This is a genomic window from Methylophaga sp. (genome assembly GCF_030651745.1).
In genome coordinates, this window is sequence record NZ_JAUSCC010000120.1 from 1 (window position 1) to 23,021 (window position 23,021).

Genomic DNA, 23,021 nt, shown 5'->3' on the forward strand with positions numbered 1-23,021 from the left:
ACAATGGCTGCGCAAGCAAGGTTAACTAGAAATAAGGAATGAAGTTCATATGCGCTTTTTGAAACGTGATTTTGCGCTGGTAACAGCGGGTGTCATTATCGGCATCACATTGATTTTTGGCCAAATGGTGTTAGCCGATAAAAACCCTGTCGTTAAACCTGACTTGCCAATCGATGATCTAAGAGCTTTCTCTGAAATCTTTGGTCGCATTAAAAGCAGCTATGTCGAACCGGTTGAAGACAAGACCTTATTGGAAAATGCCATTCGCGGCATGCTTTCGGGACTTGATCCGCATTCAGCCTACCTTGACCTGAAAGAATTTAAAGATTTGCGCGAAGGCACTTCTGGCCAATTCGGCGGATTGGGTATTGAAGTCTCAATGGAAGATGGCTTTGTTAAAGTCGTAGCTCCTATAGATGAAACGCCAGCCGCTGAAGCTGGTGTTAAATCCGGTGATTTAATTATTCGTCTGGACGACACGCCAGTGAAAGGTTTAAGCCTGAACGAAGCTGTCGATATTATGCGCGGAGAACCTGGCAGCAAAATTTTGTTGACCATCATTCGTGAAGGGGCCGATAAACCACTTCAGCTTGAACTGACTCGCGCGATTATCAAAGTGAAAAGCGTTCGCTCAGAAACTCTGGAGTCCGGCTATGGCTACGTGCGCGTCAGTACATTCCAATCACCAACTGGCCAAAACCTGCGTGATGCGATTAATCAATTAAAAACCGATAATGGCGGTAAATTGAAAGGGCTGGTACTGGATTTACGTAACAATCCGGGCGGCGTTTTAGATGCGGCCGTGGAAGTTTCTGATGCTTTTATCAATAAAGGGATGATTGTTTACACCGAAGGCCGTCTTCACGACTCTGATCAAAAATTCCATGCCAAACCTGGCGATATGTTAAATGGTGCGCCAATTGTGGTTCTGGTAAATGGCGGCTCAGCATCGGCTTCTGAAATTGTGGCCGGCGCGCTGCAAGATCACCAACGTGCCGTGATTCTAGGTACTAAAACCTTCGGTAAAGGCTCGGTACAAACGGTTATGCCTTTGACCAACGATACTGCGGTGAAAATGACCACTGCACGCTATTACACGCCATCCGGCCGTTCAATCCAGGCTGATGGTATTGAACCGGATATCAAGCTGGATGCCCTGCAAATCAGTGCAGCCGAAGATAATGGTTTTCAGCCGTTGCGTGAAGCAGATCTGAGCCGCCATTTGGAAAATGGCTTGCTTGATCAACTGAATGAAACGGCTCCAAAAGAAGAAGCTGCGGACGAGGAAGAAAAACTGCCATTAGCGTTACGTGATTATCCATTGTCTCAGGCATTGAACCTGCTGAAAGGCATGCATATTTTGAGCAAACGTTAATTCAGGTTTTATCATGGCAACCGTACTGATTCCTTTAGCAGAAGGTTGCGAAGAGCTCGAAGCAGTGACTTTGATTGATCTACTGCGTCGAGCAGAGATAAATGTCATTACCGCGAGCTTGACCGAACATCAGCAAATTACCGCCAGTCGTGGTGTCCGTTTAGTAGCGGATACCACTCTGGAACAAGTAATGGATGATGAGTTTGATATGCTGGTTTTGCCAGGTGGACAACCCGGCACCAATAATCTTGATGCGGATCCACGTATTCACGGCCTGATTAAACGGTTACATAATGGCAACAAATGGATTGGTGCCATTTGTGCCGCACCAATGGTTTTAGCTCATGCAGGTCTGCTGAATGGGCGTAAAGTCAGTTGTTATCCCGGCGTACTTGAGCCTGCAGAATGGCCAGCAGTTCAATTCAGTAATGATGCTGTCGTTTGTGATAAAAAAGTCATCACTTCTCGTGGACCAGGAACCGCCATGGCTTTTGCCCTGATGATTATTGAAAAATTAATCGATGAAGCCACCCGTAACCAAGTCGAAGCGGGCCTCGTTATTCGCTAAAACGGAATCAGCATGTATTCACTTGATGAGTCAGAACTCTCGATATTACTGGTTGAGCCATCTTCGGTTCAGCTAAAAATAATCATGCGTGAACTACGCCAGGCTGGCGTAGAAAAAATAGATGGTGTTCACGATGGTGCTCAAGCCATTGTCGCCATGCAAAAATATCCCCCCGATCTGGTGATCAGCGCCATGTATCTGCCCGATATGACGGCGACCGAATTACTTGCTTCAATACGTCGCCTGGATAATCTTGAAAATACGCATTTTATGCTGATCTCCAGTGAGTCAAACATTGAAACCCTGGAGCCATTGCGCCAATCCGGGGTGGTCGCCATTCTACCGAAACCTTTCGATCACGCGAATCTGCAAAGAGCTATCCGCACTACTCTGCAACACATAGATCCCGCCGAAATTGAACTGCAGAATTATGAAGTCGATCAGCTGGAAGTGTTACTGGTGGATGATAGTTTGGTCTCGCGCAATCATCTTTGTCGTGTGTTTCAAAATATGGGGATCAACCAGATCCATCAGGCTGAAAACGGTATTGAGGCCATTGAAAAACTCAAGCAACAGACTTTTGATCTGGTGGTGACCGATCTGAATATGCCCAAAATGGATGGTCAAGCTCTGGTGGAACATATCCGCAGTGAAATGGGCAATACCTTTGTTCCCATCTTAGTGGTTACCAGCGAACAGAATCAGACCCGTTTGGGCCAGGTGGAACAGGCCGGGGTATCTGCCATTCTTGATAAACCATTTGAACCACAATCCATCCGTGAAATCTTGTACCGTGTTCTGGACGAACGTGCCTAACGTTAGAGAGTAGAGAGTATCCTGGATTGTTTGCCGAGAGTTATAAACCGTTGTAAATAACCGACCTCTTCATCCGTCTCTCTGATAGCAGCAAACAGTTTTTTATCCAGGCCTTTTTTGCCAAGGCGTATTGCTTTTACCGGAAGGGTTTGACAAAACTCCAACGCCAACCAGTTAGGCAACACCGTTACACCCCTTTTTAAGGCCACCATTTGCACCATAATATCCATGGATTGCATTGCTTTACTTCGTGGATCAATACCCGCTGGCATTAAAAACTGAGTAAAGACATCCAGACGTTCGTGGGCTACCGGAAAGGTCAGCAATAACTCATTCTGTAGAGCTGATGCCTCAATATAGCTTTGCCGGGCTAATGGATGATTTTCTTCCACCAACAGCACCAGCTCATAATCAAACATCGGCTGGTAAAGCACTCCAACCTGATTAACCGCATCCGGTGTCACCAGCAAATCAATATGATGATTTAACAGACCTTCCATTCCGGAAAACTGGAATTGATGCACGATATCCACATCCATCTGCGGCATTTCCCGTAAGTAATCTGCCAATATTTTTTTCAGCCATTCATAACAGGGATGACATTCCACGCCGATGCGCAGTATTCCTGCACGGCCTTCAGCATATGCCTGCAAGGTTTGTTCGGTCTGCTCTAAAACAGGTAAAACTTGCTGAGCTACCTGCAACATCAACTCGCCAGCCTGAGTCAGTCTTAATTTTCGTCCATCGCGCTGCCACAAACTGATTTCCAATTTCTGCTCAAGATAGCGGATCTGGTGTGATAAAGCAGATTGGGTGACAAATAATGCATTAGCTGCCGCCGTTAAACTGCCGTTTTCAGCCAATGCCTGAATAATGCGTAAATGCGCTCGCTCAATCACTTATGAATATATCTCATCAATTAGTTAATAATCATCATTATTACTCATCAATCAAGCTGATTACAATGGGCTGCTTTAAAACCGATTGAGAGGATATCGAATGGTCAGCACACATAATCTTGGCTTTCCCCGTATTGGCCGACAACGCGAATTAAAATTTGCTCTGGAACAATATTGGCGAAGCGAAACAAATGCTGAGGCTTTAGAAGAAACCGGCAAAACACTTCGTTTACGGCATTTGGCTATCCAAGCTGAATTAGACTGGCAGCCCGTAGGTGATTTCTCGTTTTACGATCATGTCTTGGATACCAGTCAGCTGCTGGGCAATCTGCCAGCGCGCGTTGATAAAAATGCCGATGCGTTAACCCAATACTTTCAAGCCTCTCGGGGACAGGCAGGTTCTAACTGCTGTAATTATCAAATCGCTGCAGCAGAAATGACCAAATGGTTTGATACTAATTACCATTATCTGGTGCCTGAATTTACTGTTGATACCGACTTCTCGGCGCATCCTGAACGTTTGCTAACGCAAGTCAAAGAAGCTCAAACAGCAGGTCACCAAGTCAAGCCGGTTATGCTCGGTCCAGTTAGCTATTTATGGCTCGGGAAAAGCAAAGATCAAAGTGACAAACTGACATTGTTAGAAAAAATATTGCCGGTTTACGCTGAAATTCTTGGTCAGTTGGCAGCTAACGGTGTTGAATGGGTGCAGATTGATGAGCCGATTCTGGTAACGGAGCTATCGGCAGAATGGCAGCAAGCTTTGCAAAAAACATATTTTTCCTTAGCAAAGACGGGGGTCAAACTGCTATTGACGACTTATTTCGGCCAGCTGCAACAAAGCCTGCAATTAGCCTGTGAACTCCCTACAGCAGGCTTACATATCGATGCTATTAATGCAGCAGATGAAATTACTCGAGTAGTGGATTGGCTGCCATCTCATAAAGTGTTATCGGTGGGCATTATCAACGGACGAAATATCTGGAAAACCGATCTCAATCAGGCGCTTGATCTGCTGGAACCTATTCATAAACGGCTGGCTGATCGCTTATGGCTGGCGCCAAGTTGTTCATTGCTACATGTGCCGATTGATTTGGCGTCCGAGCAGGATCTCGATGCTGAGGTGCGTGATTGGTTAGCGTTTGCTGTACAGAAACTTGCTGAACTCCAACTATTAGCCACAGCACTCAATACCGGACGAGAAAGTGTTGCTGAGCAATTGGCTGAAAATAAACTGGCGATTCAACGCCGTCAGCAATCGATCCGTGTGCATAATCCTGCGGTAAAACAACGTTGCGCAGCCATTCAGCCCGAACAGGCTCTGCGCCAAAGCGACTATGCTCAACGTGCTGCGATCCAGCAAGCTGATCTGCAATTACCCGCATTCCCGACCACCACCATCGGCTCGTTTCCACAAACCAATTTGATCCGTCAGGCGCGAAAACAATATCGCACCGGTTTAATTGGTGATGCTGAATATCAACAGCAGATGCACGCGGAAATTCGCTATGCAATCGATAAGCAACTTGATCTTGATTTGGACGTATTGGTACATGGTGAAGCAGAGCGTAACGATATGGTCGAGTATTTCGGTCAACAACTGCAAGGCTTTGCCTTTACCGACAATGGCTGGGTTCAATCCTATGGTTCACGCTGTGTTAAACCGCCGATTATCTTTGGCGATGTATCACGCCCGGGACCGATGACTATAGAGTGGATCCGCTATGCCCAATCCCTGACCGACAAACCGGTTAAAGGCATGTTAACAGGGCCAGTGACTATTCTTAACTGGTCTTTTGTACGTGACGATCAGCCACGCAGTGAAACCTGTAAACAGATTTCATTGGCGATTCGTGATGAGGTCATTGATCTGGAAAATGCCGGCGTAAAAATCATTCAGATTGATGAAGCAGCACTCCGTGAAGGTCTGCCGTTGCGTCAATCCCAATGGCAGGAATATCTCGACTGGGCCGTGGAAAGCTTCAAAATCAGTGCTAATGGCGTCACCGATAAAACGCAGATCCATACCCATATGTGTTATTCCGAGTTTAACGACATTATTGAAGCCATCGCGGCAATGGATGCTGATGTCATCACCATTGAAACATCTCGCTCGCAGATGGAATTGCTCGATGTGTTCCGTGATTTTGACTATCCCAACGCTATTGGACCGGGGGTTTACGATATTCATACTCCGAATATTCCCTCGGAACAGTCGATGGTGGAGTTGTTGCAACTCGCCGCACAGCGAATTGATAAACAGCAGTTATGGGTAAACCCTGATTGCGGTTTGAAAACACGCCGCTGGGAAGAAGTCGAACCAGCCTTGAAAGCCATGGTATCTGCAGCGCGGTCACTAAGACAAAAACTGGCAGCATGACGTAAAAACAAAACCGGGTAGGGGTAATTAGCTTTTACCCGGTTTTTGCATGCCATTTCTCCGGCAAATGCTCATATAGATAATCATAAAACGCGGCTACTTTAGGAGTATTGGCATATCGATCGGCCATGCAAAAATAAAACTCCAAAGGCTCAGCTTCTACCTGAACCTCCGGAGCATGCTCAGCATTAAATAATTGCTGTAACTGCCCTGTTTTCAGATAGGGTTCTGCAACAAACGCTGCTAGTCGGGTTATGCCGCCGCCCGCTGCCGCCATTCTGGCCAATACATCAATATCATCACTTACTGCTGTGATTCTGATATCCGGTTCATAACGTCGGCCATCCCGAATAAAAGCCCAGCGGAAAATACGCCCATCCACCGGGATTCGAAACATCAAACAATCATGATTTAACAAGGCTTGCGGAGTATCCGGATAGCCCGCACGCTCAAGATAATCCGGTGATGCACAGAAAATAAAAGGTAACGTCGCAATGCGTCTGGCAACCAGACCATCCTGCAGCTGCTGACGAATGCGAATACTGATATCAACGCTTTCTTTGATGAGATCAATACGCCGATCGGTGGCGATCAACTCCAGACTGATTTGTGGGTAAAGCTGATTGAACCCTGGAATTAACGGTGCCAAAACATGCCGTGAAAATGCTGCTGAGCACGCAATAGTCAACTTGCCACCAACTTCACCTTGCATGGCAGATACTGCCTGTTTGGCTAGCTCCAGCTCGTTCAGCAAACCTTTAACGCGCTGGAAATAGACCTCACCATTATCGGTTAAGGCCAAACTACGAGTGGTTCTCGTTAATAATCGGGCCCCCAATGCAGTTTCCAGTCGAGCAATATTTTGACTGGCCGCAGCTGCGCTGATTCCAAGTCGTCTTGCTGCCGCTGCAATGCTGCCAAGCTCTACAGCTCGAACAAATGTTTCCACACCTCGCATTGTATCCATAAGCTTTTAACATCTTTTATTCTATTGTTTCGTAAGGTTAGCTTATGAGTCTTTATAGTGTCTAGCGTCTACTACTTACTTGGGACAAGCAGTAAAGTAGCCAGCATTAAACGAGCAGGAGGCTGCAGATGAAAAATAACTCTATTCCAACAATTGACGTGTCAGGTAAAAGTTTTGGCAAACTGCCAGCCAGACTGACACCATTGGTTTTTGCTTTTTATATGTCAGCCATTATGGCAGCGTTGATGTGCTTAATTATTACAGCGGTACATCAAGGAGTTAATGGGCATTTACTGTTTGATGCGCTGGCTGCCTATAAAGTGGCGATGCCAGCAGCATTTGTGTGTATTTTGATCGTTCGTCCTTTGGTAATGGCTTTGGTTAAACGAACGGTTGCCTGAAAAAGTCAGCCTGCTTTGGCCTTTGGCAACGGTGTATTGATCTGATTCTGTAGCTGTTTAGCGAGATCAGGATCCAGCCGATTGGTACGACGTTGCTGAAGGCACAAGGCACTACGAAACCCCAGATAATCTGCATCCAATGGTTTCAAAATCGTTATATCGTCCATCTTCAGTGCACCAGCTAAACCACACAAAAGGCCGGATTGTTTAGCTTCTACAATAAAGTCTTCCAATCGATGTAACGGTAAATGATTTAACAATCCCAGCCCATTTTTATGCGCGGTATCCAGCATCACCCCGGCAAATCCGGCTTTTTTGAGTGCTGGTATCAAGTTCTGCTCTGGCAACTGGTCGGCAAATAAAACGGCAATGACCGGTGTTTGCAAAGTCTTAATGTTAACCGCAAGTTGTTCAATGCACTGCAACAGTTCGGGCTCAGCAAATAAACCGATTTTAACGAAATCCACACCGGTAGCTGCCATATCATCAATAGCTGGCGCTATTACCTCTGCTTGCATAGTTAAATCACCGACCGTGGCACTGCACAGGCAACGTTTATTTATCCAGTGCACAATCTCTGCAACTGTTTGGTGATTTAATGCCCCCAGAGCGCCTTGTGATGGATTTTTCATGTCCAGGATATCTGGCAGGTGCTCAACCAGTGTTTGTGCCTCCTCAAGCGACTGTACGCTCGCTAACCACTTAGTCATGATTTAATTCGATTCCAGCTTGTTTAACTCTTTCCATTAACCAGCCCCAGGCTTCCAGTTCACGCTCACCAGCTGTTTTATCGATCGCAATACTGAGATAAGCAATCTCATCACGAATTTTCTGCTCAGATAACATGTTCAGCCTACTGACCAGAATTGCAGCTTCAATCACAGCATTTTGAGCGCGGTTAAACCCTCTGAAAGGCTTATGGTTCACATCGCAGATCACCGCACCATAAAAGCAGGCCCGCGGATCTGTATCATCCAGTCTTACAATTTCCAGTTCGATATGTGACAACGCATCAGTAATATATTCACCCTCTATCTGTTGGCACAGTGAAGTAGGCCAGTCTCGATACCCTGTTAATGCGCCGGCAAAAATTCGCACATCATCAACGAAATTGATTGTGCATTGCCCATGCCTCATCAGGTTATCGTAGGTACTGGAAGGCTTGAATGGCTTAATATGAAAGTGACCATTTACTTCTGATATACCCATTGGTGCAGAATGCGGTTTGCCATCCGCAGATAAGGTTGTGACGATAACTTCATGTATCCTGCTGGTCAGCCGTGCCACAGGCGCGCTCCTTTTTTATTGGTGTTTCAGCTTCGGCAGTTCCGCATGCTCGCTGGCTGCGTTTTTTCATTGTCGTGCCTTCCGTTTTTTGCTGAGTAAGATCTTCCTGGTCAACTTCAACCGCACAACCCCATTGTAAATCTTCATCCTGGGTATAACGTTTGCCGAGTTGCCAGGCGATCTGTGCTCGGGCTAATTCCACCCCAAGATAAAAGGCATGGCCTGGATCATCCTTGACTTGTAAATGCGGGTAAAAGGCAAATGGATCGGTATCCTGTATTAACCCATCCCGGTTAAAGACATACACGCCTTGTGGGGCAATCTTAATGCGATAATTCGGATCCTTTATATTTTCCGATAGCTGAATAATTTCCTGTTCGGTATCAGTAAAGGGCCTGCGCTCATGGCTGACTAATAAATCGGCGGTGATATCTCTTGGCAAACTATTATCATCACGGGCAGCAAACATCATGCGTCTGGCAATATCCGCTTCTTTTATTGCTCGGCGTGCATGCGGGCTGACTTCGGTTGCCAGCACATTGGTGATCTTTAATTCAGAAATAATGCCAAACAATAAGGCATTTATTCCGCTGGTATCTGCATCCGTTAATTCGGTGAGGTTACCAACGCCCATCATCATCGGTGCATCGGGATATTTTTGCCTGAGCGTATGATAGCGGACAATCGAGTCGGTCAAACCAAAGTGGATCGGATCGAGAATCGGGTCGGCTATCCACGGTTTACCGATTTTATCCATCGCTTCCATTGCACGCTCAAGCGATGCCAACGAACCTGGTTCAGCAGGAACTAGAATTGGAATCGCGTCGGTTTCTTTAGCCAGATCGATGGTGTCTTCGGTCAGACTAAGCAGATAATCCGCTCCTGCTTTAACCGCTCTCCTCAAATCATCTATTGAAAGTGAGTCCACACTAACTTTAAAGCCGTTTTCATGCAGTGCGGCGATAGCTTCTTCCATTAACGGAAATTTTTCTTCCGGCAAACAACCAATATCAATCACGTTTGCGCCAGATTGACGATAGTAGTTGGCACGCTCAAGAATCCCCGCAATATCCCGTTGTGGGGCATCAACAATCTCTGCAAAGATATTCACATCATAGCGACTGAGATCGGGAATTTTGCGTGCTTTTCCAAAAAACAACGGTAGATCCTTAATCTCTTCTGGACCACGGAGCACTTCAATGCCCAGGTGTTTACTCAATTCAGCTAAATCTCCCCGACAACGTCCAGGCACAATAATCTGTTTACAGCCTGCGTAATCTTCCGGTTTCAATCGCCGGGCAATCATTTTATCGGTCATTAATGCAGCAACGGACAAGCCCAGTTGGTGCACCCTGTAGTTAAATGGCAGTGGTGCCATTTCATGCAACACTTTTTCAACACTCGGTTGAGCAAGTTTACCGGTGAGAAAAAGAATGGTTTCAGCCATGATTGGCGTTAACTTGTTCCAAACGTTTTTTTAGTGTTTCGTACAACGCTTCTGCTGAATCCACAACGGTGGTTGCTTCAAAGCTTCGTAGTTTTTCGGTATGAGCCAAATCAATGGCTCTGGGCCATAAGCGCACCATACGGTCCGGAGCAGGGGTGTCAACTTCTGGAATAGCATCACATGCCAACACAATGCTGGGTACACGACACTTTCCTGCCTGTGCATAAACATTGGTAACGAGGGTATCGGATAATCCCATGACCATTTTAGCGACAGTATTTGAAGTCGCCGGCGCAACTACCAGTGTGTGGTAATCACCACGATAGAATAGCCCAACTGGCGGTGAACTGGCAGCGCGATCCCGGTATACATGCCCACCATTATTCAATGCCTTGGGATCATGTCCATACATGCGGATAACTTCTTCTCCAGCGCGGCTGTAAAACAAGTCTACATCGGGTAAATCACGAATTATTTCCAGGCATTCATCAAGATAATGGCCTGAACCGGTTATTGCCCAGGCCAGTTTTGGCTTTTCAGGCCTTGATTGCATTGTTCTATCTCACTTGATATTAAGTGGTGAATTTTGCCAGAGTCTGACTTAGTAGTAAAAATTAGATAGGTTGTGCCTAATATTATAAGTTAAAATTAACCACACATTTTGCAACGGATTGATGGGAGTCGCATATCTATGTCAGAAGCAGTACCAAAAATAGTTGTTGTTGGTGGTGGGGCAGGTGGCCTGGAACTCGTTACTAAACTTGGCAAAAAGCTTGGTAAAAAGAAGAAAGCCCAAGTGACTCTGGTAGATAACACGCATACCCATATCTGGAAACCGCTGCTGCATGAAGTTGCAGCCGGTACTCTCGACTCCCATGAAGACGAAATTGAATACCTCAGCCAGGCAATGTGCAGTGGCTTTCGCTTTCGCCTCGGGAAAATGGATGGTCTGGATCGCCAGAATAGAAAGATTATGGTGGCACCAACTTATAATGATGAGGGAGTGGAAATCATCCCGCGTCGTACCTTTGATTACGACTATTTAATCATTGCCGTAGGCAGTGTGAGTCACGATTTTGGTATCAAAGGTGTACGTGATCACTGCCTGTTTTTAGATACCACTAAACAAGCTGAATTTTTTCAGAATCAGCTGCTCGAATCCTATTTGCGCGCTCATACACAAGGTCGACCATTAGATGAAGGTCAGTTGAACATTGCTATTGTTGGCGCTGGCGCAACCGGTGTTGAACTTTGTGCGCAGCTCTATGAGGTTTCTCATCTGCTCAATGCTTATGGCTTAGATGAAGTTAAACCGCAAGACGTCAAACTGTCACTTATTGAAGCCGCTGATCGGATTCTGCCCGGTTTACCAGAAAATATTTCTGCGGCCGCCCATGAAGAGTTAAATGAACTTGGTGTGCAGATTTTGGCTGGCGAGCGCGTTATCGAAGTCACTGAATCAGCCATCAAAACTCAAAGTGGTCGTGATATTCCTGCCGCAATCAAGGTATGGGCCGCCGGTATCAAAGCACCTGAATTTCTCAAAGATATTGATGGGCTTGAAACCAATTGGATGAACCAGCTCGTCGTTAAGCAAACTCTGCAAACCACGTTTGATGATGATATTTATGCCATTGGTGATTGCTGTGCATGCAAGTGGATTGGCCAGGATCAAAATGTTCCGCCACGTGCTCAGGCAGCTCATCAAATGGCTTCTCTGGTTTATAAATCCATTATCAACCGCATGAAAGACAAAGAGCTACCTGAATATCATTACCATGATTATGGCTCTCTGGTGTCGTTGGGTCGCTATGGCACAGTTGGCAATCTGATGGGCAACTTAAGTAAAGGCAGCATGAAAGTTGAAGGCTTGATGGCGCGGTTAATGTATTTATCTTTATACAAAATGCATCAAGTTGCTTTATTTGGTCCATTCCGGGTACTGATGCTTTCGCTGTCACATTTGTTCCGTCGCAGCGTACATCCAAAAATCAAACTACATTAATTTTCATTTTTTTCTAAAAAAAAAGGCCCTTTTCAGGGCCTTTTTTATATTTGGTTACTCAGGTCGCTTATTTCCACAAAGACATCCTACGGGTTACTTCTGTGCCGCTCAGTCTATGTTTTATGGCCGCACCAACGTGCAACACTAATACCACAATAAATAAATACGCTAATGCCTGATGAATGTCAGTAAAGGTTTCTCTGGCAACGGCATCTGCCTCCGCCAGTCTTGGCAGAGTAACGCCCCAAAGCTTGGTGTCATATTTGCTGTACATAGATTGCAGGTAGCCAGTTACAGGCATAGCGATCATTAATCCATACAGTAAGAAATGCACTGCACAGGAAGCTCTCTGTTGCCAATTCGGGATTGTTGATGGCAGTGGCGGGGCCTTATGGGTTAAGCGCCAGACAACTCTTAGTGCAATAAAAGCTGCAACGGTTATTCCCATTGATTTGTGCAATAAAAACCAAAAGGCCCGGACACTTTCTTGTCCAGGGGGTAATTCTGATTCACGTGGCAGACCAACCATCCACAAGCCTAAGCCCAACATGAAAAATATCATCGCTGCTATTAACCAATGCAGATAAATTTGCACTTGATTGTAGCGAGCGTCATTCATCGACATTTTTTTCTCCTGAATATTAAACAAAAGGTCATTCAGATTTACTGAATGACCTTTTTGTGACTGTTTTACGTGGGAAGAATTCCCTAATTTTAAATATCCAGATTAGATGCCTGCAATGCATGCGTTTCAATAAACTCTCTACGCGGTTCAACATTATCGCCCATCAGTGTGTTGAATGTTTCATCTGCGGTAATCGCGTCTGATATGCGCACTTGTAATAAACGGCGTTTGGATTTATCCATTGTTGTTTCCCACAATTGCTCTGGATTCATTTCACCCAAGCCTTTATAACGCTGTACATGTTGGCCACGTCGCGCTTCAGCCATTAACCATTTAACCGCTTGGGCAAAATGTTGTACGCTTTCATTTCTTTCACCACGCTCAATTCTTGCGCCATCGCCAAACAAGCCATTGATTTTATTAGAGAAAGACATGATCTTCTGATATTCCGTACTAGCAAAAAACTCTCCCGGCACATGAAAATCGTTACTGATGCCGTGACGAGTAAAGCTTATGTTCACATGCGGCATAGGTTCTTTATCATGTTTCTGCAGACCCAGCACAAAGTACGTTCCTGTCGGCATTATGGCGTTCATGCGTTGCTCAATGGCTTTTAGCCATTCATTCATCGCCGCGGTATTGGTGAACTCAGGAATGGCTGCCTGATAAATCAGCTCATCCAAAAACGCCGGATAATAATGATTGGCTAAACGGGTGATAATCGCTCTTAAGGTTTGATATTCATTGACCAATTGCGCCAACGCATTACCTTCGATGGGTACAGCATCTGCCGTTGGATAGAGCACCGCATTTGTCAAAGCAACTTCTGTCAAATAACGCTCCATTTCAGCATCATCTTTAACGTAACGTTCCTGCTTACCTTTTTTGATTTTATATAACGGTGGCTGTGCAATATACACATGTCCACGCTCAATCAACTCCGGCATTTGCCGATAGAAAAACGTCAGCAGCAGGGTACGGATATGTGATCCATCGACGTCCGCATCGGTCATGATAATGATGTGATGGTAACGTAGTTTTTCCGGATCATATTCATCACGACCGATACCGCAACCCAATGCCGTAATTAATGTACCGACCTCAGCAGAGCCGATCATCTTGTCAAAACGAGCACGTTCGACGTTTAGGATTTTTCCTTTCAACGGAAGTATCGCTTGTGTTCTTCTATCACGGCCTTGTTTGGCACTGCCACCGGCCGAGTCCCCTTCCACTAAGAATAATTCTGATTGGGCAGGATCTCGCTCCTGACAATCTGCTAACTTCCCTGGTAAGCCAGCAATATCTAAAACACCTTTACGTCTGGTGAGTTCGCGAGCTTTGCGTGCTGCATCTCTGGCACGAGCCGCATCGATCATCTTATTGGCAATCAGCTTGGCTTCGCTGGGATTTTCAATCAGGAAATCCTGGAAATGTTCGTTAACTAACGACTCAACTATTGTACGAACCTCTGAGGAAACTAATTTATCTTTGGTTTGTGATGAAAATTTTGGATCAGGCACTTTTACCGATAATACTGCGGTCAACCCTTCGCGAGCATCATCACCACTGGTGACAACTTTGGATTTTTTCGCCAAACCTTCGCTTTCAATATATTGGTTCAAGCTTCGGGTCAGTGCCGCTCTGAATCCAGCTAAGTGAGTACCACCATCACGTTGCGGAATGTTATTGGTAAAACAATAAATATTTTCCTGATAGGAGTCATTCCATTGCATGGCTAATTCAACAACCACATCGTCGCGGGTACCACTGATATTAATTACGTGCTCATGAACAAACGTTTTATTTTTATTTAAATGTGTAACAAACGCTCTTATGCCACCTTCATAATGAAAGACTTCTGTCTTTTCATCACGCTCATCCGTCAGGACAATTCTGACTCCGGAGTTTAAGAAGGCGAGTTCACGAATACGTTTAGCAAGAATTTTGTAGTCATAGGTGATATGAGTGAAGGTTTCTTCACTTGGCCAAAATTGAATTTTGGTGCCGGTTGATTCAGTTTCTTCAAACGCTTTCAGTGGGGCATCGGGTACACCATGAGTATAAGTTTGTTTGTGCATGAAACCATTACGTTTGATTTCCAGCGTTAGTTTTTTTGATAACGCATTTACAACAGAAATACCAACGCCGTGGAGTCCGCCAGAAACCTTATAAGAATTATCATCAAACTTACCACCGGCATGTAACACGGTCATGATAACTTCTGCGGCTGAAACACCTTCACCCTCATGCATATCTACCGGTATTCCGCGCCCATTATCCTCAACCGAAACTGAATCGTCAGGATGAATGCGCACATTTATTTCTGTGCAGTAACCCGCTAAAGATTCATCTATGGAGTTATCTAAAACCTCAAACACCATGTGATGCAAACCAGTTCCATCATCAGTATCACCGATATACATACCCGGTCTTTTCCTGACGGCGTCTAATCCTTTTAAAACTTTAATGTTGGAAGAATCGTAACTATTGTTTTCAGTGGTCATAAATTAATCCATTTACTGCAAGGTAATGCACAATTGTTCATTCTACTATGTATCGTTGCCGGTTGACAGCTCGACTATGCTTGACTAATTTCTCCACGTTTCACGTGGAACATTAAGTCTTTTTCTTCACTATTTAATGCGCTGAACAGGTCTGGATTTGTAGTCGTAATGAAGGACTGTATATTAAGATTTTTAATACTTTTCAGCGCTAATTGTTGATGCTCAGCATCTAGCTCTGAACTTATATCATCGATTAACAATACACTTTTCTGCTGGGTTTTCTCTTGTAATAACGAAATTTGCGCCAGGCTTATAGCTAAAAAAAACATTTTCTGTTGCCCTCGCGAACACATCTCGGCGGGATCCTGTCCATTTATACGGATAGACCAATCTGCCGCATGAGGACCTGATCGGGTATATCCCAGTGCAATATCTCTTGAAATTGTTGCATGCAAAACTTCTGCAAATTGTGATTCTTTTGGCCAACCAGTCGAATAGCGTATTGCGTACTTTGCATCTTTAAAGTCCGAGCAGAGTTTGCCAAACCAAGCAATAAACTCGTCCAATAATTTTGTTAGATAAATCTCGCGATAGCCAGCTATTTTTTGCCCGTGCTCTACAAGTGATGAATCCCACACCCGAACTTCATTAACTGGCTTTGAGTTTCGCAGAGCTGCGTTTCGTTGTGATAGGACTTTTTTATATGCTTGCCAGTGAAACATGAACTCTTGTTCCACGTGAAACAATCCCCAATCAATTACTTTCCTCCGAAACCCTGGACCAAGATCAAAAAACTGATGGCAATTTGCTGGGATATATTGAAGGGGGAGATGACTTGCTAAATCAGAAAGTTTTTTCAAAGGAGCATTGTTGAGTCGAATCTGTATTCCGAGCGTAGCGGAAACTTGCATCCCGACAGGAATGCCAGGATGAATTCTGGCAAAAAGCTGTGATTGCTTTTGTTCTGTTTGAATGACGTTTTTTAAATTACGAGTCCGAAACGAGCGGCCCATAGCTAATAAATGGATAGCTTCCAAAACACTGGTCTTACCCGAACCATTCTCTCCGACCAATAAGTTTATTCCTGAGGCAGGATAAAAAACTGACTTCTGGATATTACGAAACTGAGATAGGGAGATTTCGGTAATCACTTAAATAACAATAAGAGTATTTCGTTTTATGATTATGATTTAATGACAGCACTTACAAATAATGGAGGAAGTACTTTACTGCGAGATCGTCAGAAACAGTAAAATAATATTTGTGGTGTTTATTCGATTTCGAGCATTTCAAAATCTTCTTTACCGACACCACATTCCGGGCATTCCCAATCGTCAGGAATATCATCCCATGCTGTGCCCGGCGGAATTCCCTCTTCAGGCAACCCTCTGGCTTCGTCATAGATGAACCCACAAACTAAACATTGCCACTTACGCATCACTTCTCCAGCCGAAATTATTCAGAATTTTGTAACATCTTACATCAAACAAGTTTTTTTGTTGGCTCAGGAATTGTTGATTAAACTATGATAAATTAGAGCAACAAATCATTTTCATCTAAATAAGTGGCTAAAGCGATTATGAGACTTCCTACATTGCGTCAACTTCAATATCTCACGGCCGTGATCGAAGAAAAACATTTTGGCCGCGCTGCGGAAAAGTGTCACGTTACCCAATCCACTTTAAGTGCTGGAATACAAGACTTAGAAGACTTGTTAGAAGTAGGGCTGTTAGAACGTACCAATCGAAAAGTGCTTACCACTCCTATTGGTGAAGAGGTGGCAGAAAGAGCTCGTCAGATATTGTCATTAAGTGATGATTTAGTCGATTTAGCCCAAGCGGAGAAAAACCCGTTAGCTGGAAGAATTCGGATTGGCGTTATCCCGACAATAAGTCCTTTTCTCTTACCCCGGGTGCTTCCTCGTATTCGCAAACAGTTACCGCAATTGGAACTGCTATTAATCGAAGATCAATCAGAAAGGTTATTAATACAAGTTGAAAATGGTGATATTGATGTGGCTATTTTAGCCTTTCCATTCAATACCCGAAATTTGAACTATCGTATTATCGCTGAAGAGCCATTTTGGGTAGCACTGCCTAAACAACACTCACTATGCAGTAATGAATCAATACAACCGCATCAGCTACCCATAAATGAATTATTACTTCTGGCGGAGGGGCATTGCATGCGTGAACATGCTATCAGTGCCTGCCAGCTACCGGCTTCTGCTCAGCGACGCAGTGTCCAGGCCACCAGCTTGTATACTTTAATAGAAATGGTCGCCAGTGGCTTGGGCATTACCTTGATTCCACATATGGCTATTAATTCGGATATGGTCCGACATGCTGATATCTGCTTAAGACCTTTAAAACGAGACAGTCTGGCAAAACGCGAGATTGGTTTGGTATGGAGGCCGAGTTTCCGCAGAACCAGTACTTTGGAGCAATTATCCTCCAGCTTTACCGCTGCGATGGAAGATAATCATTAACCATTGCGCGCATATTCAGAACGGATCTGAATAAAACTTTGCCTGATTAGAACTGATGTAAATGGCGCCTGAAAACGCGCTGTTAATTTACCTTTTGGATTAACCAAAAAAACGGCATAACCAAGATCCTGATGTGCAAAGGCTCGACTTCTGGTGAAAAAAGCTGGTAACGCATTCTTATCGGTCGCGGCAGACGATAGAGTAATGACTTGTGCCTGCAGATCATGAGCCTGCCCAAGCGCCAATAATTCTGCAGCTTGCTGGCCTGAGTTATCCACCAGAACAACCTGTACAGCACGGTTTGCCAACCCGGCTTTCAAATTAGCTAAGACTTTAATAATGGCCTCACAATCGTAGCAATCGGCAGAGGTAAAGAAAATAAAGCTCCATTTCCCCACTAACGCATCATTGGTAAACACTGAGTTATCTGCGTTATGGGCAAGAAACTGTGGTATTTCCAACGTTGGTTCAAACATGGTCAGCATTGCGTCTGGCTCAGCAGACGAATCAAAGCTTTGCTGTTGCTGGCTCATCGTTAAAAAAAACAACAGCAATAAAGCAACCAAGCCAAGATATGTCAGTAAAAAACGCTTAGAATGGACATTTTTAAACATATTCTGCATCGTTTGTCCTCCGCAAAAACGCTAGCAGGCTTAACCACTAACCAATAAGCGACCATGAAAGAAAAATTGCTTAAGTCTACTCTCGTTGTAAGTTTGATGACTTTTTTATCCCGAATTATGGGATTTGTTCGAGATATTGTTATTGCCCGATTTTTAGGTGCGGGCATGGGATCCGACGTTTTTTTTGTTGCCTTTAAAATCCCAAACTTTCTGCGGCGCTTGTTTGCTGAAGGTGCATTTTCCCAAGCCTTCATTCCGGTTTTGGCAGAGTATCGGGAGAAGGGGGATCGGGATCTGCAACAACTAATTGCAGCGACCAGTGGTACCTTGGCAGGTATTTTATTTTTCATCACCGCGATAGGGGTCATTGCTGCACCCATTTTAATTCTTATTTTTGCTCCGGGCTTTATGGATCAACCCGAAAAGCTGCAGTTGGCAGGGGAGCTGTTAAGAATCACCTTTCCTTATATTTTATTTGTTTCGCTTACCGCCTTAGCCAGCTCGATTCTAAATAGCTTTGGAAAATTTGCCGTACCTGCGTTTACCCCAGTATTTTTGAATATTTCGATGATCGCCTGTGCTTTATGGCTTGCACCGCTTTTAGATGAACCGGTCAAAGCCCTGGCCTGGGGAGTATTTATCGGCGGGGTAGTGCAATTACTGTTTCAAATGCCGTTCTTAATGAAAATTGGCAGCTTGCCCAAACCTCGCTGGGGCTGGAAAGACGAAGGCGTACAAAAAATCTTACGGTTGATGATACCGGCCATGTTTGGGGTCTCGGTCTCGCAAATAAATTTGCTACTCGATACCTTGCTGGCCTCGTTCCTTATCACCGGCAGTATTTCCTGGCTGTATTATTCAGATCGTTTAGTTGAATTCCCTTTAGGCATTTTGGGTATTGCTCTGGCAACCGTGATCCTGCCCAACCTTTCCAAGAAACATGCGACTTCATCCATGCAGGAGTTTTCGCATACTATCGATTGGGCATTACGCTGGGTTTTTTTAATCGGCACGCCAGCCGCTATCGGTTTGATTATTCTGGCAGAGCCGTTGTTAGTGACCTTGTTTCAATATGGCGAATTCACCCCTTATGACGCACATCAGGCGTCTTTAAGCTTAATGGCTTATGGGTTAGGCCTGTTACCGTTTATTTTCATCAAAGTTCTGGCACCGGGCTTTTACGCACGTCAGGACACTAAAACCCCCGTTAAAATCGGCATTATTGCTATGGTCAGCAATATGGGATTGAACATTGTTCTGATGATTTATCTGGCACATGTTGGCTTGGCCTTAGCTACTGCCTTATCTGCCATGCTCAATGCCGGGTTGCTGTATTACACCTTGCGGAAAAAAGCGGTATATCACCCAATTGCGGGCTGGGGCATCTTTTTTATACGCATGCTGATAGCCAATTGCGTATTGGTGATGCTGCTGCTATGGTTAACTCCTGTAATCAGCGAATGGCTCAACTGGGGTGGTTGGCATCGGTTTAGCGTGTTAATGGGCCTTATCGGTGCGTCCGCTGTAGTATATTTTGCCGTACTAACCATTTGCGGTGTTCGGTTAAAAACGCTGGTCAGACCACATTCTCAATCATAAAAAAGCCCTCCATCAGGAGGGCTTCGGGTAGAGCAACCGTCTTGTAACTTAGAAGCGACGACCGATACCAATACCGTAAACAAATGGATCGATATCTGCGTTAATTTTGGCTGAACCTACAGCAGTATTTTTAAACCGCGCAGTGGTATCAATATCGAGATATTTAATATCCATATTGACGAACCAATCCTGGTTGATAGCAATATCCACACCAACCTGGGCAGCCCAACCCCAAGAGCTTTCCAGTTTAACTTTGTCACCAGAATTGCTCAGAACTGAGCTGCTTGGCACTTTTTCATCAAAGAAATAAGTGTAGTTCACACCAGCACCGATATACGGACGAATATTGGAGTCTGGCAGAAAGTGATATTGCAAAGTCAGTGTTGGCGGCAGCACTTTGGTATCAATTACATTACCGAGGCCAGCCCAACTTTTTTCACCTTTAACAGTGTGTTCGGAATACCCTAAAATCAGCTCTACCCCCCAGTTTCGCGTGATCATATAGGTAATATCCAACTCTGGTACTGTATCACTGTCAACTTTTACACCTTTGCTTCCAGTATCAACACCATTAACTGTCAAACTACCACTGCTGTCATTCGGATTAACATTGATAATACGCCCCCGAATTAACCAGTCACCAGCCTCATAAGCCATAACTGTAGAAATAGGGCTGGCCAGACCAGCGGCCAACAAGATTGAGGAAATCAGGGGAATTTTTTTCATAATGTGACTCCGATAATGTTCTAATGTAATGCACAGTTTCAGATCATACGGCGTAGCTGGATTATGACATTGATCCAGGTCAATAAAATGTTGCTAAAGCGCTACGGCTTTATCCGCAATGTTGTTTTAATGCAGCAATATCCAGAATAGTGACCTCTTTACCCTGCGTTGTTAATAACTGCTGTTCTTGCAATTGTGTAAATAAACGACTGACTGTTTCAATCGCCAACCCCAAATGATTGGCAATATCACTTCGAGACATCGTCAATTGAAATGACATCGCCGAATAACCCCGTTCACTGAACCGTTGAGAAAGGGACAATAAAAAACTAATCAACTTTTCCTGGGCGGTTTTTTTACCCAAAGACAGTAATAAGTTTTTATCGGCAGACATCTCTTTGCTGAGACGTGACATTAATTGATTTTGTAACTCTGGAATCGTGGCACTGAATTCCTGTAACCGCTCATACGGTAATTCGCAGACACTGCTGGCTTCCAGTGCGCGGGCAGTTGATGAGTAGCGTTGCTGATAAATCGCATCCATACCAATAAATTCACCGGGGAAATAGAAGCTGGTGACTTGTTCACGTCCATCTGCCGCTGAAATAGTGGTTTTGAACGAACCGGAACGTACTACAAAAATGGTCTTGAATGTCGAAGCTGGTTCAAACAGAATTTGATGGCGCTTGAAACCTGCACTGCGTTTAATGATTTCATCCAGCTTAGACAAGTCATCTCGATGCAGGCCTAGCGGCAGACATAGCCGGTATAAAGCACATGACTGACAGGCTAACTGATGATGGTGTTCAACCTTGGCAAGGTCCTCAAACAGTGGCGTTATCATCCGGGCTTGGGTCATTTTATTTTCCCTAAAAAAGTCACAGGCCATGATAACGCTTCAAACCCTGCACTGAAACAGTTATTATCTGTTTTTATTTCAGTTTTCAGGAAAGCAAATGACCGCTCGTAGCGCCACTGTTGCGCGTAACACGCTCGAAACACAAATAGAAGTTTCTATCAATCTGGATGGAAGCGGAAAATTTCAATCCGAAACCGGTGTGCCATTCCTCGATCACATGTTGGAGCAAATTGCCCGACACGGCTTGTTTGATCTGCAAATCAAAGCAAACGGCGATCTGCATATTGATGCTCATCACACTGTTGAAGATGTCGGCATCACTATCGGTCAAGCATTAAAGCAGGCTCTGGGCGACAAAAAAGGTGTTATCCGTTACGGCCATTCTTATGTGCCGCTGGATGAAGCTTTGTCGCGTGTGGTCTTGGATTTATCCGGCCGCCCAGGTTTTGAGTTTGATGTGACCTTTACCCGCGACAAAATTGGTGAATTTGACGTTGATCTGTTTTATGAGTTCTTTCAAGGTTTGGTCAACCACGCAGGTATCACCCTTCATATCGATAACCTGAAAGGCCGCAACGCACATCATATCGCTGAGACCATCTTTAAAGCGTTTGGTCGGGCGTTACGCATGGCCGTCACCTTGGACGAGCGTGCATTGCAACAATTGCCATCCACCAAAGGTGCATTGTAATCGGTTAACGATTTAATAATTCTTTTTCTAGCTCAGGTTTTTGTTTTATGCGTCGCGTTGCAGTTATTGATTACGGCATGGGTAATTTACGCTCAGTCTCCAAAGCGTTGGAAGCCGTGGCTGATAACCACACCCAAATTCTCGTTACCGCCGATCCGGCAGAGATTCGTGCAGCTGAGCACATTGTATTTCCCGGAGTGGGTGCCATCCGGGATTGCATGGCTGAACTCAAAAAACTCGAACTCGACAAAATTATCATTGAAGTGGCTACACAAAAACCATTCCTCGGTATTTGTCTTGGCATGCAAGCTTTATTAACTCACAGTCAGGAAAATCAAGGCTCTGATGGTTTAAATATCATCGGCGGCGACGTGGTGTATTTTGACAAAGCGGTCGAGCAGGGACTAAAAGTACCTCATATGGGCTGGAATGAAGTTGAACAGACTTATACTCACCCTTTATGGCAGGATATTGAACAAAACAGTCGTTTTTACTTTGTTCACAGTTTTTATGTTAAACCTGTCGATGAAGGCAAAGTGTCTGGTCGTAGTTATTACGCTTTACCGTTCGCAGCGGCACTGGCACAAGAAAACCTGTTTGCCGTACAGTTTCATCCCGAGAAGAGCCAGCATGCCGGCTTGCAGTTATTGAAAAATTTTATCAACTGGGACGGTCAGTCCTGACAATTTGTTTGATGGAGAAAGCGTTATGTTATTAATCCCTGCCATTGATCTTAAAGAGGGTCACTGCGTTCGATTGCG

General features: G+C 44.7%; 23 protein-coding genes. 10 read left to right on the forward strand and 13 right to left on the reverse strand.

Going from position 1 to position 23,021, the window contains the following annotated elements; all coding sequences use genetic code 11:
• Positions 1 to 49 precede the first annotated feature (49 nt).
• Genes Q7V21_RS13605 through Q7V21_RS13615 form a run of 3 tightly spaced genes read left to right on the forward strand, consistent with a single transcriptional unit; the run spans position 50 to position 2,759 of the window.
• Complete coding sequence (locus tag Q7V21_RS13605) at positions 50 to 1,375, forward strand: S41 family peptidase (protein WP_304917806.1); 1,326 nt, start codon at positions 50 to 52, stop codon at positions 1,373 to 1,375.
• A 13-nt stretch (positions 1,376 to 1,388) separates the two neighbouring features.
• Positions 1,389 to 1,943, forward strand: a complete 555-nt coding sequence (locus Q7V21_RS13610) for a DJ-1 family glyoxalase III (RefSeq protein WP_304917807.1) — start codon at positions 1,389 to 1,391, stop codon at positions 1,941 to 1,943.
• 12 nt (positions 1,944 to 1,955) lie between these two features.
• Complete coding sequence (locus tag Q7V21_RS13615) at positions 1,956 to 2,759, forward strand: response regulator (protein WP_304917808.1); 804 nt, start codon at positions 1,956 to 1,958, stop codon at positions 2,757 to 2,759.
• 2 nt (positions 2,760 to 2,761) lie between these two features.
• Here Q7V21_RS13615 and Q7V21_RS13620 read toward each other — a convergent pair whose 3' ends face one another.
• Positions 2,762 to 3,658, reverse strand: a complete 897-nt coding sequence (locus tag Q7V21_RS13620; RefSeq protein ID WP_304917809.1) for a LysR family transcriptional regulator — start codon at positions 3,656 to 3,658, stop codon at positions 2,762 to 2,764.
• Positions 3,659 to 3,758: 100 nt separating this feature from the next.
• Between Q7V21_RS13620 and metE the strand changes: the two genes are divergently transcribed.
• The gene (gene metE, locus Q7V21_RS13625; protein ID WP_304917810.1) at positions 3,759 to 6,038 is read left to right on the forward strand and encodes a 5-methyltetrahydropteroyltriglutamate--homocysteine S-methyltransferase; all 2,280 of its coding nucleotides are present in this window, start codon (positions 3,759 to 3,761) and stop codon (positions 6,036 to 6,038) included.
• A 34-nt stretch (positions 6,039 to 6,072) separates the two neighbouring features.
• Here the strand turns inward: metE and Q7V21_RS13630 are convergent, their stop codons facing one another.
• Positions 6,073 to 7,005 (reverse strand): LysR family transcriptional regulator, encoded by a 933-nt coding sequence (locus tag Q7V21_RS13630; protein ID WP_304917811.1) that lies wholly within the window; start codon positions 7,003 to 7,005, stop codon positions 6,073 to 6,075.
• A 128-nt stretch (positions 7,006 to 7,133) separates the two neighbouring features.
• On the opposite strand from Q7V21_RS13630, the gene Q7V21_RS13635 reads away from it, so the two are divergent.
• Positions 7,134 to 7,406, forward strand: coding sequence for a DUF2798 domain-containing protein (locus Q7V21_RS13635; RefSeq protein WP_304917812.1), 273 nt, complete (start codon positions 7,134 to 7,136; stop codon positions 7,404 to 7,406).
• A 5-nt stretch (positions 7,407 to 7,411) separates the two neighbouring features.
• Here the strand turns inward: Q7V21_RS13635 and Q7V21_RS13640 are convergent, their stop codons facing one another.
• Genes Q7V21_RS13640 through Q7V21_RS13655 form a run of 4 tightly spaced genes read right to left on the reverse strand, consistent with a single transcriptional unit; the run spans position 7,412 to position 10,693 of the window.
• Positions 7,412 to 8,116 carry a (5-formylfuran-3-yl)methyl phosphate synthase gene (locus tag Q7V21_RS13640; protein ID WP_304917813.1) on the reverse strand — a complete coding sequence of 235 codons (705 nt, stop codon included), beginning with the start codon at positions 8,114 to 8,116 and terminating at the stop codon, positions 7,412 to 7,414.
• Positions 8,109 to 8,693, reverse strand: a complete 585-nt coding sequence (locus tag Q7V21_RS13645) for a DUF447 domain-containing protein (RefSeq protein WP_304917814.1) — start codon at positions 8,691 to 8,693, stop codon at positions 8,109 to 8,111. The genes Q7V21_RS13640 and Q7V21_RS13645 overlap by 8 nt, the downstream gene beginning before the upstream one ends.
• A complete protein-coding gene (locus Q7V21_RS13650; protein WP_304917815.1) occupies positions 8,665 to 10,140 on the reverse strand; it encodes a DUF6513 domain-containing protein in 1,476 nt (491 codons plus the stop codon). Before Q7V21_RS13650 ends, Q7V21_RS13645 begins: the two co-directional genes overlap by 29 nt.
• On the reverse strand, positions 10,133 to 10,693 hold the full coding sequence (locus Q7V21_RS13655; RefSeq protein WP_304917816.1) for a flavoprotein: 561 nt from the start codon (positions 10,691 to 10,693) through the stop codon (positions 10,133 to 10,135). The genes Q7V21_RS13650 and Q7V21_RS13655 overlap by 8 nt, the downstream gene beginning before the upstream one ends.
• A gap of 138 nt (positions 10,694 to 10,831) precedes the next feature.
• Here Q7V21_RS13655 and Q7V21_RS13660 point away from each other — a divergent pair, with 138 nt between their 5' ends.
• A complete protein-coding gene (locus Q7V21_RS13660; RefSeq protein WP_304917817.1) occupies positions 10,832 to 12,145 on the forward strand; it encodes an NAD(P)/FAD-dependent oxidoreductase in 1,314 nt (437 codons plus the stop codon).
• A 67-nt stretch (positions 12,146 to 12,212) separates the two neighbouring features.
• Here the strand turns inward: Q7V21_RS13660 and Q7V21_RS13665 are convergent, their stop codons facing one another.
• From Q7V21_RS13665 to Q7V21_RS13680, 4 genes are all read right to left on the reverse strand, one after another.
• Positions 12,213 to 12,770, reverse strand: a complete 558-nt coding sequence (locus Q7V21_RS13665; protein ID WP_304917818.1) for a cytochrome b — start codon at positions 12,768 to 12,770, stop codon at positions 12,213 to 12,215.
• An 89-nt stretch (positions 12,771 to 12,859) separates the two neighbouring features.
• Positions 12,860 to 15,274: a DNA topoisomerase (ATP-hydrolyzing) subunit B gene (gyrB, locus tag Q7V21_RS13670; protein ID WP_304917819.1), complete on the reverse strand. Its 2,415-nt coding sequence runs from the start codon at positions 15,272 to 15,274 to the stop codon at positions 12,860 to 12,862.
• Between the two features lie 74 nt (positions 15,275 to 15,348).
• Positions 15,349 to 16,425, reverse strand: a complete 1,077-nt coding sequence (gene recF, locus Q7V21_RS13675) for a DNA replication/repair protein RecF (RefSeq protein WP_304917820.1) — start codon at positions 16,423 to 16,425, stop codon at positions 15,349 to 15,351.
• Positions 16,426 to 16,544: 119 nt separating this feature from the next.
• Positions 16,545 to 16,712, reverse strand: coding sequence for a rubredoxin (locus tag Q7V21_RS13680; RefSeq protein WP_304917821.1), 168 nt, complete (start codon positions 16,710 to 16,712; stop codon positions 16,545 to 16,547).
• A 141-nt stretch (positions 16,713 to 16,853) separates the two neighbouring features.
• Here Q7V21_RS13680 and Q7V21_RS13685 point away from each other — a divergent pair, with 141 nt between their 5' ends.
• On the forward strand, positions 16,854 to 17,762 hold the full coding sequence (locus Q7V21_RS13685; RefSeq protein ID WP_304917822.1) for a hydrogen peroxide-inducible genes activator: 909 nt from the start codon (positions 16,854 to 16,856) through the stop codon (positions 17,760 to 17,762).
• Here Q7V21_RS13685 and Q7V21_RS13690 read toward each other — a convergent pair.
• Positions 17,759 to 18,385, reverse strand: coding sequence for a redoxin domain-containing protein (locus tag Q7V21_RS13690; protein WP_304917823.1), 627 nt, complete (start codon positions 18,383 to 18,385; stop codon positions 17,759 to 17,761). The two genes, Q7V21_RS13685 and Q7V21_RS13690, sit on opposite strands and share 4 nt — an antisense overlap.
• A 54-nt stretch (positions 18,386 to 18,439) precedes the next feature.
• Between Q7V21_RS13690 and murJ the strand changes: the two genes are divergently transcribed.
• Entirely contained in the window at positions 18,440 to 19,984 is a 1,545-nt protein-coding gene (gene murJ / locus Q7V21_RS13695; protein WP_304917824.1) for a murein biosynthesis integral membrane protein MurJ, read from the forward strand.
• A gap of 48 nt (positions 19,985 to 20,032) precedes the next feature.
• On the opposite strand, the gene Q7V21_RS13700 is transcribed toward murJ, so the two are convergent.
• Positions 20,033 to 20,710, reverse strand: coding sequence for an OmpW family protein (locus Q7V21_RS13700; RefSeq protein ID WP_304917825.1), 678 nt, complete (start codon positions 20,708 to 20,710; stop codon positions 20,033 to 20,035).
• A gap of 109 nt (positions 20,711 to 20,819) precedes the next feature.
• On the reverse strand, positions 20,820 to 21,569 hold the full coding sequence (gene fnr / locus Q7V21_RS13705) for a fumarate/nitrate reduction transcriptional regulator Fnr (RefSeq protein WP_304917826.1): 750 nt from the start codon (positions 21,567 to 21,569) through the stop codon (positions 20,820 to 20,822).
• Between the two features lie 97 nt (positions 21,570 to 21,666).
• Here fnr and hisB point away from each other — a divergent pair, with 97 nt between their 5' ends.
• Both hisB and hisH read left to right on the forward strand, forming a co-directional pair.
• Positions 21,667 to 22,260 (forward strand): imidazoleglycerol-phosphate dehydratase HisB, encoded by a 594-nt coding sequence (hisB, locus tag Q7V21_RS13710; RefSeq protein ID WP_136553769.1) that lies wholly within the window; start codon positions 21,667 to 21,669, stop codon positions 22,258 to 22,260.
• Positions 22,261 to 22,307: 47 nt separating this feature from the next.
• The gene (hisH, locus tag Q7V21_RS13715; RefSeq protein WP_304917827.1) at positions 22,308 to 22,943 is read left to right on the forward strand and encodes an imidazole glycerol phosphate synthase subunit HisH; all 636 of its coding nucleotides are present in this window, start codon (positions 22,308 to 22,310) and stop codon (positions 22,941 to 22,943) included.
• Positions 22,944 to 23,021 lie beyond the last annotated feature (78 nt).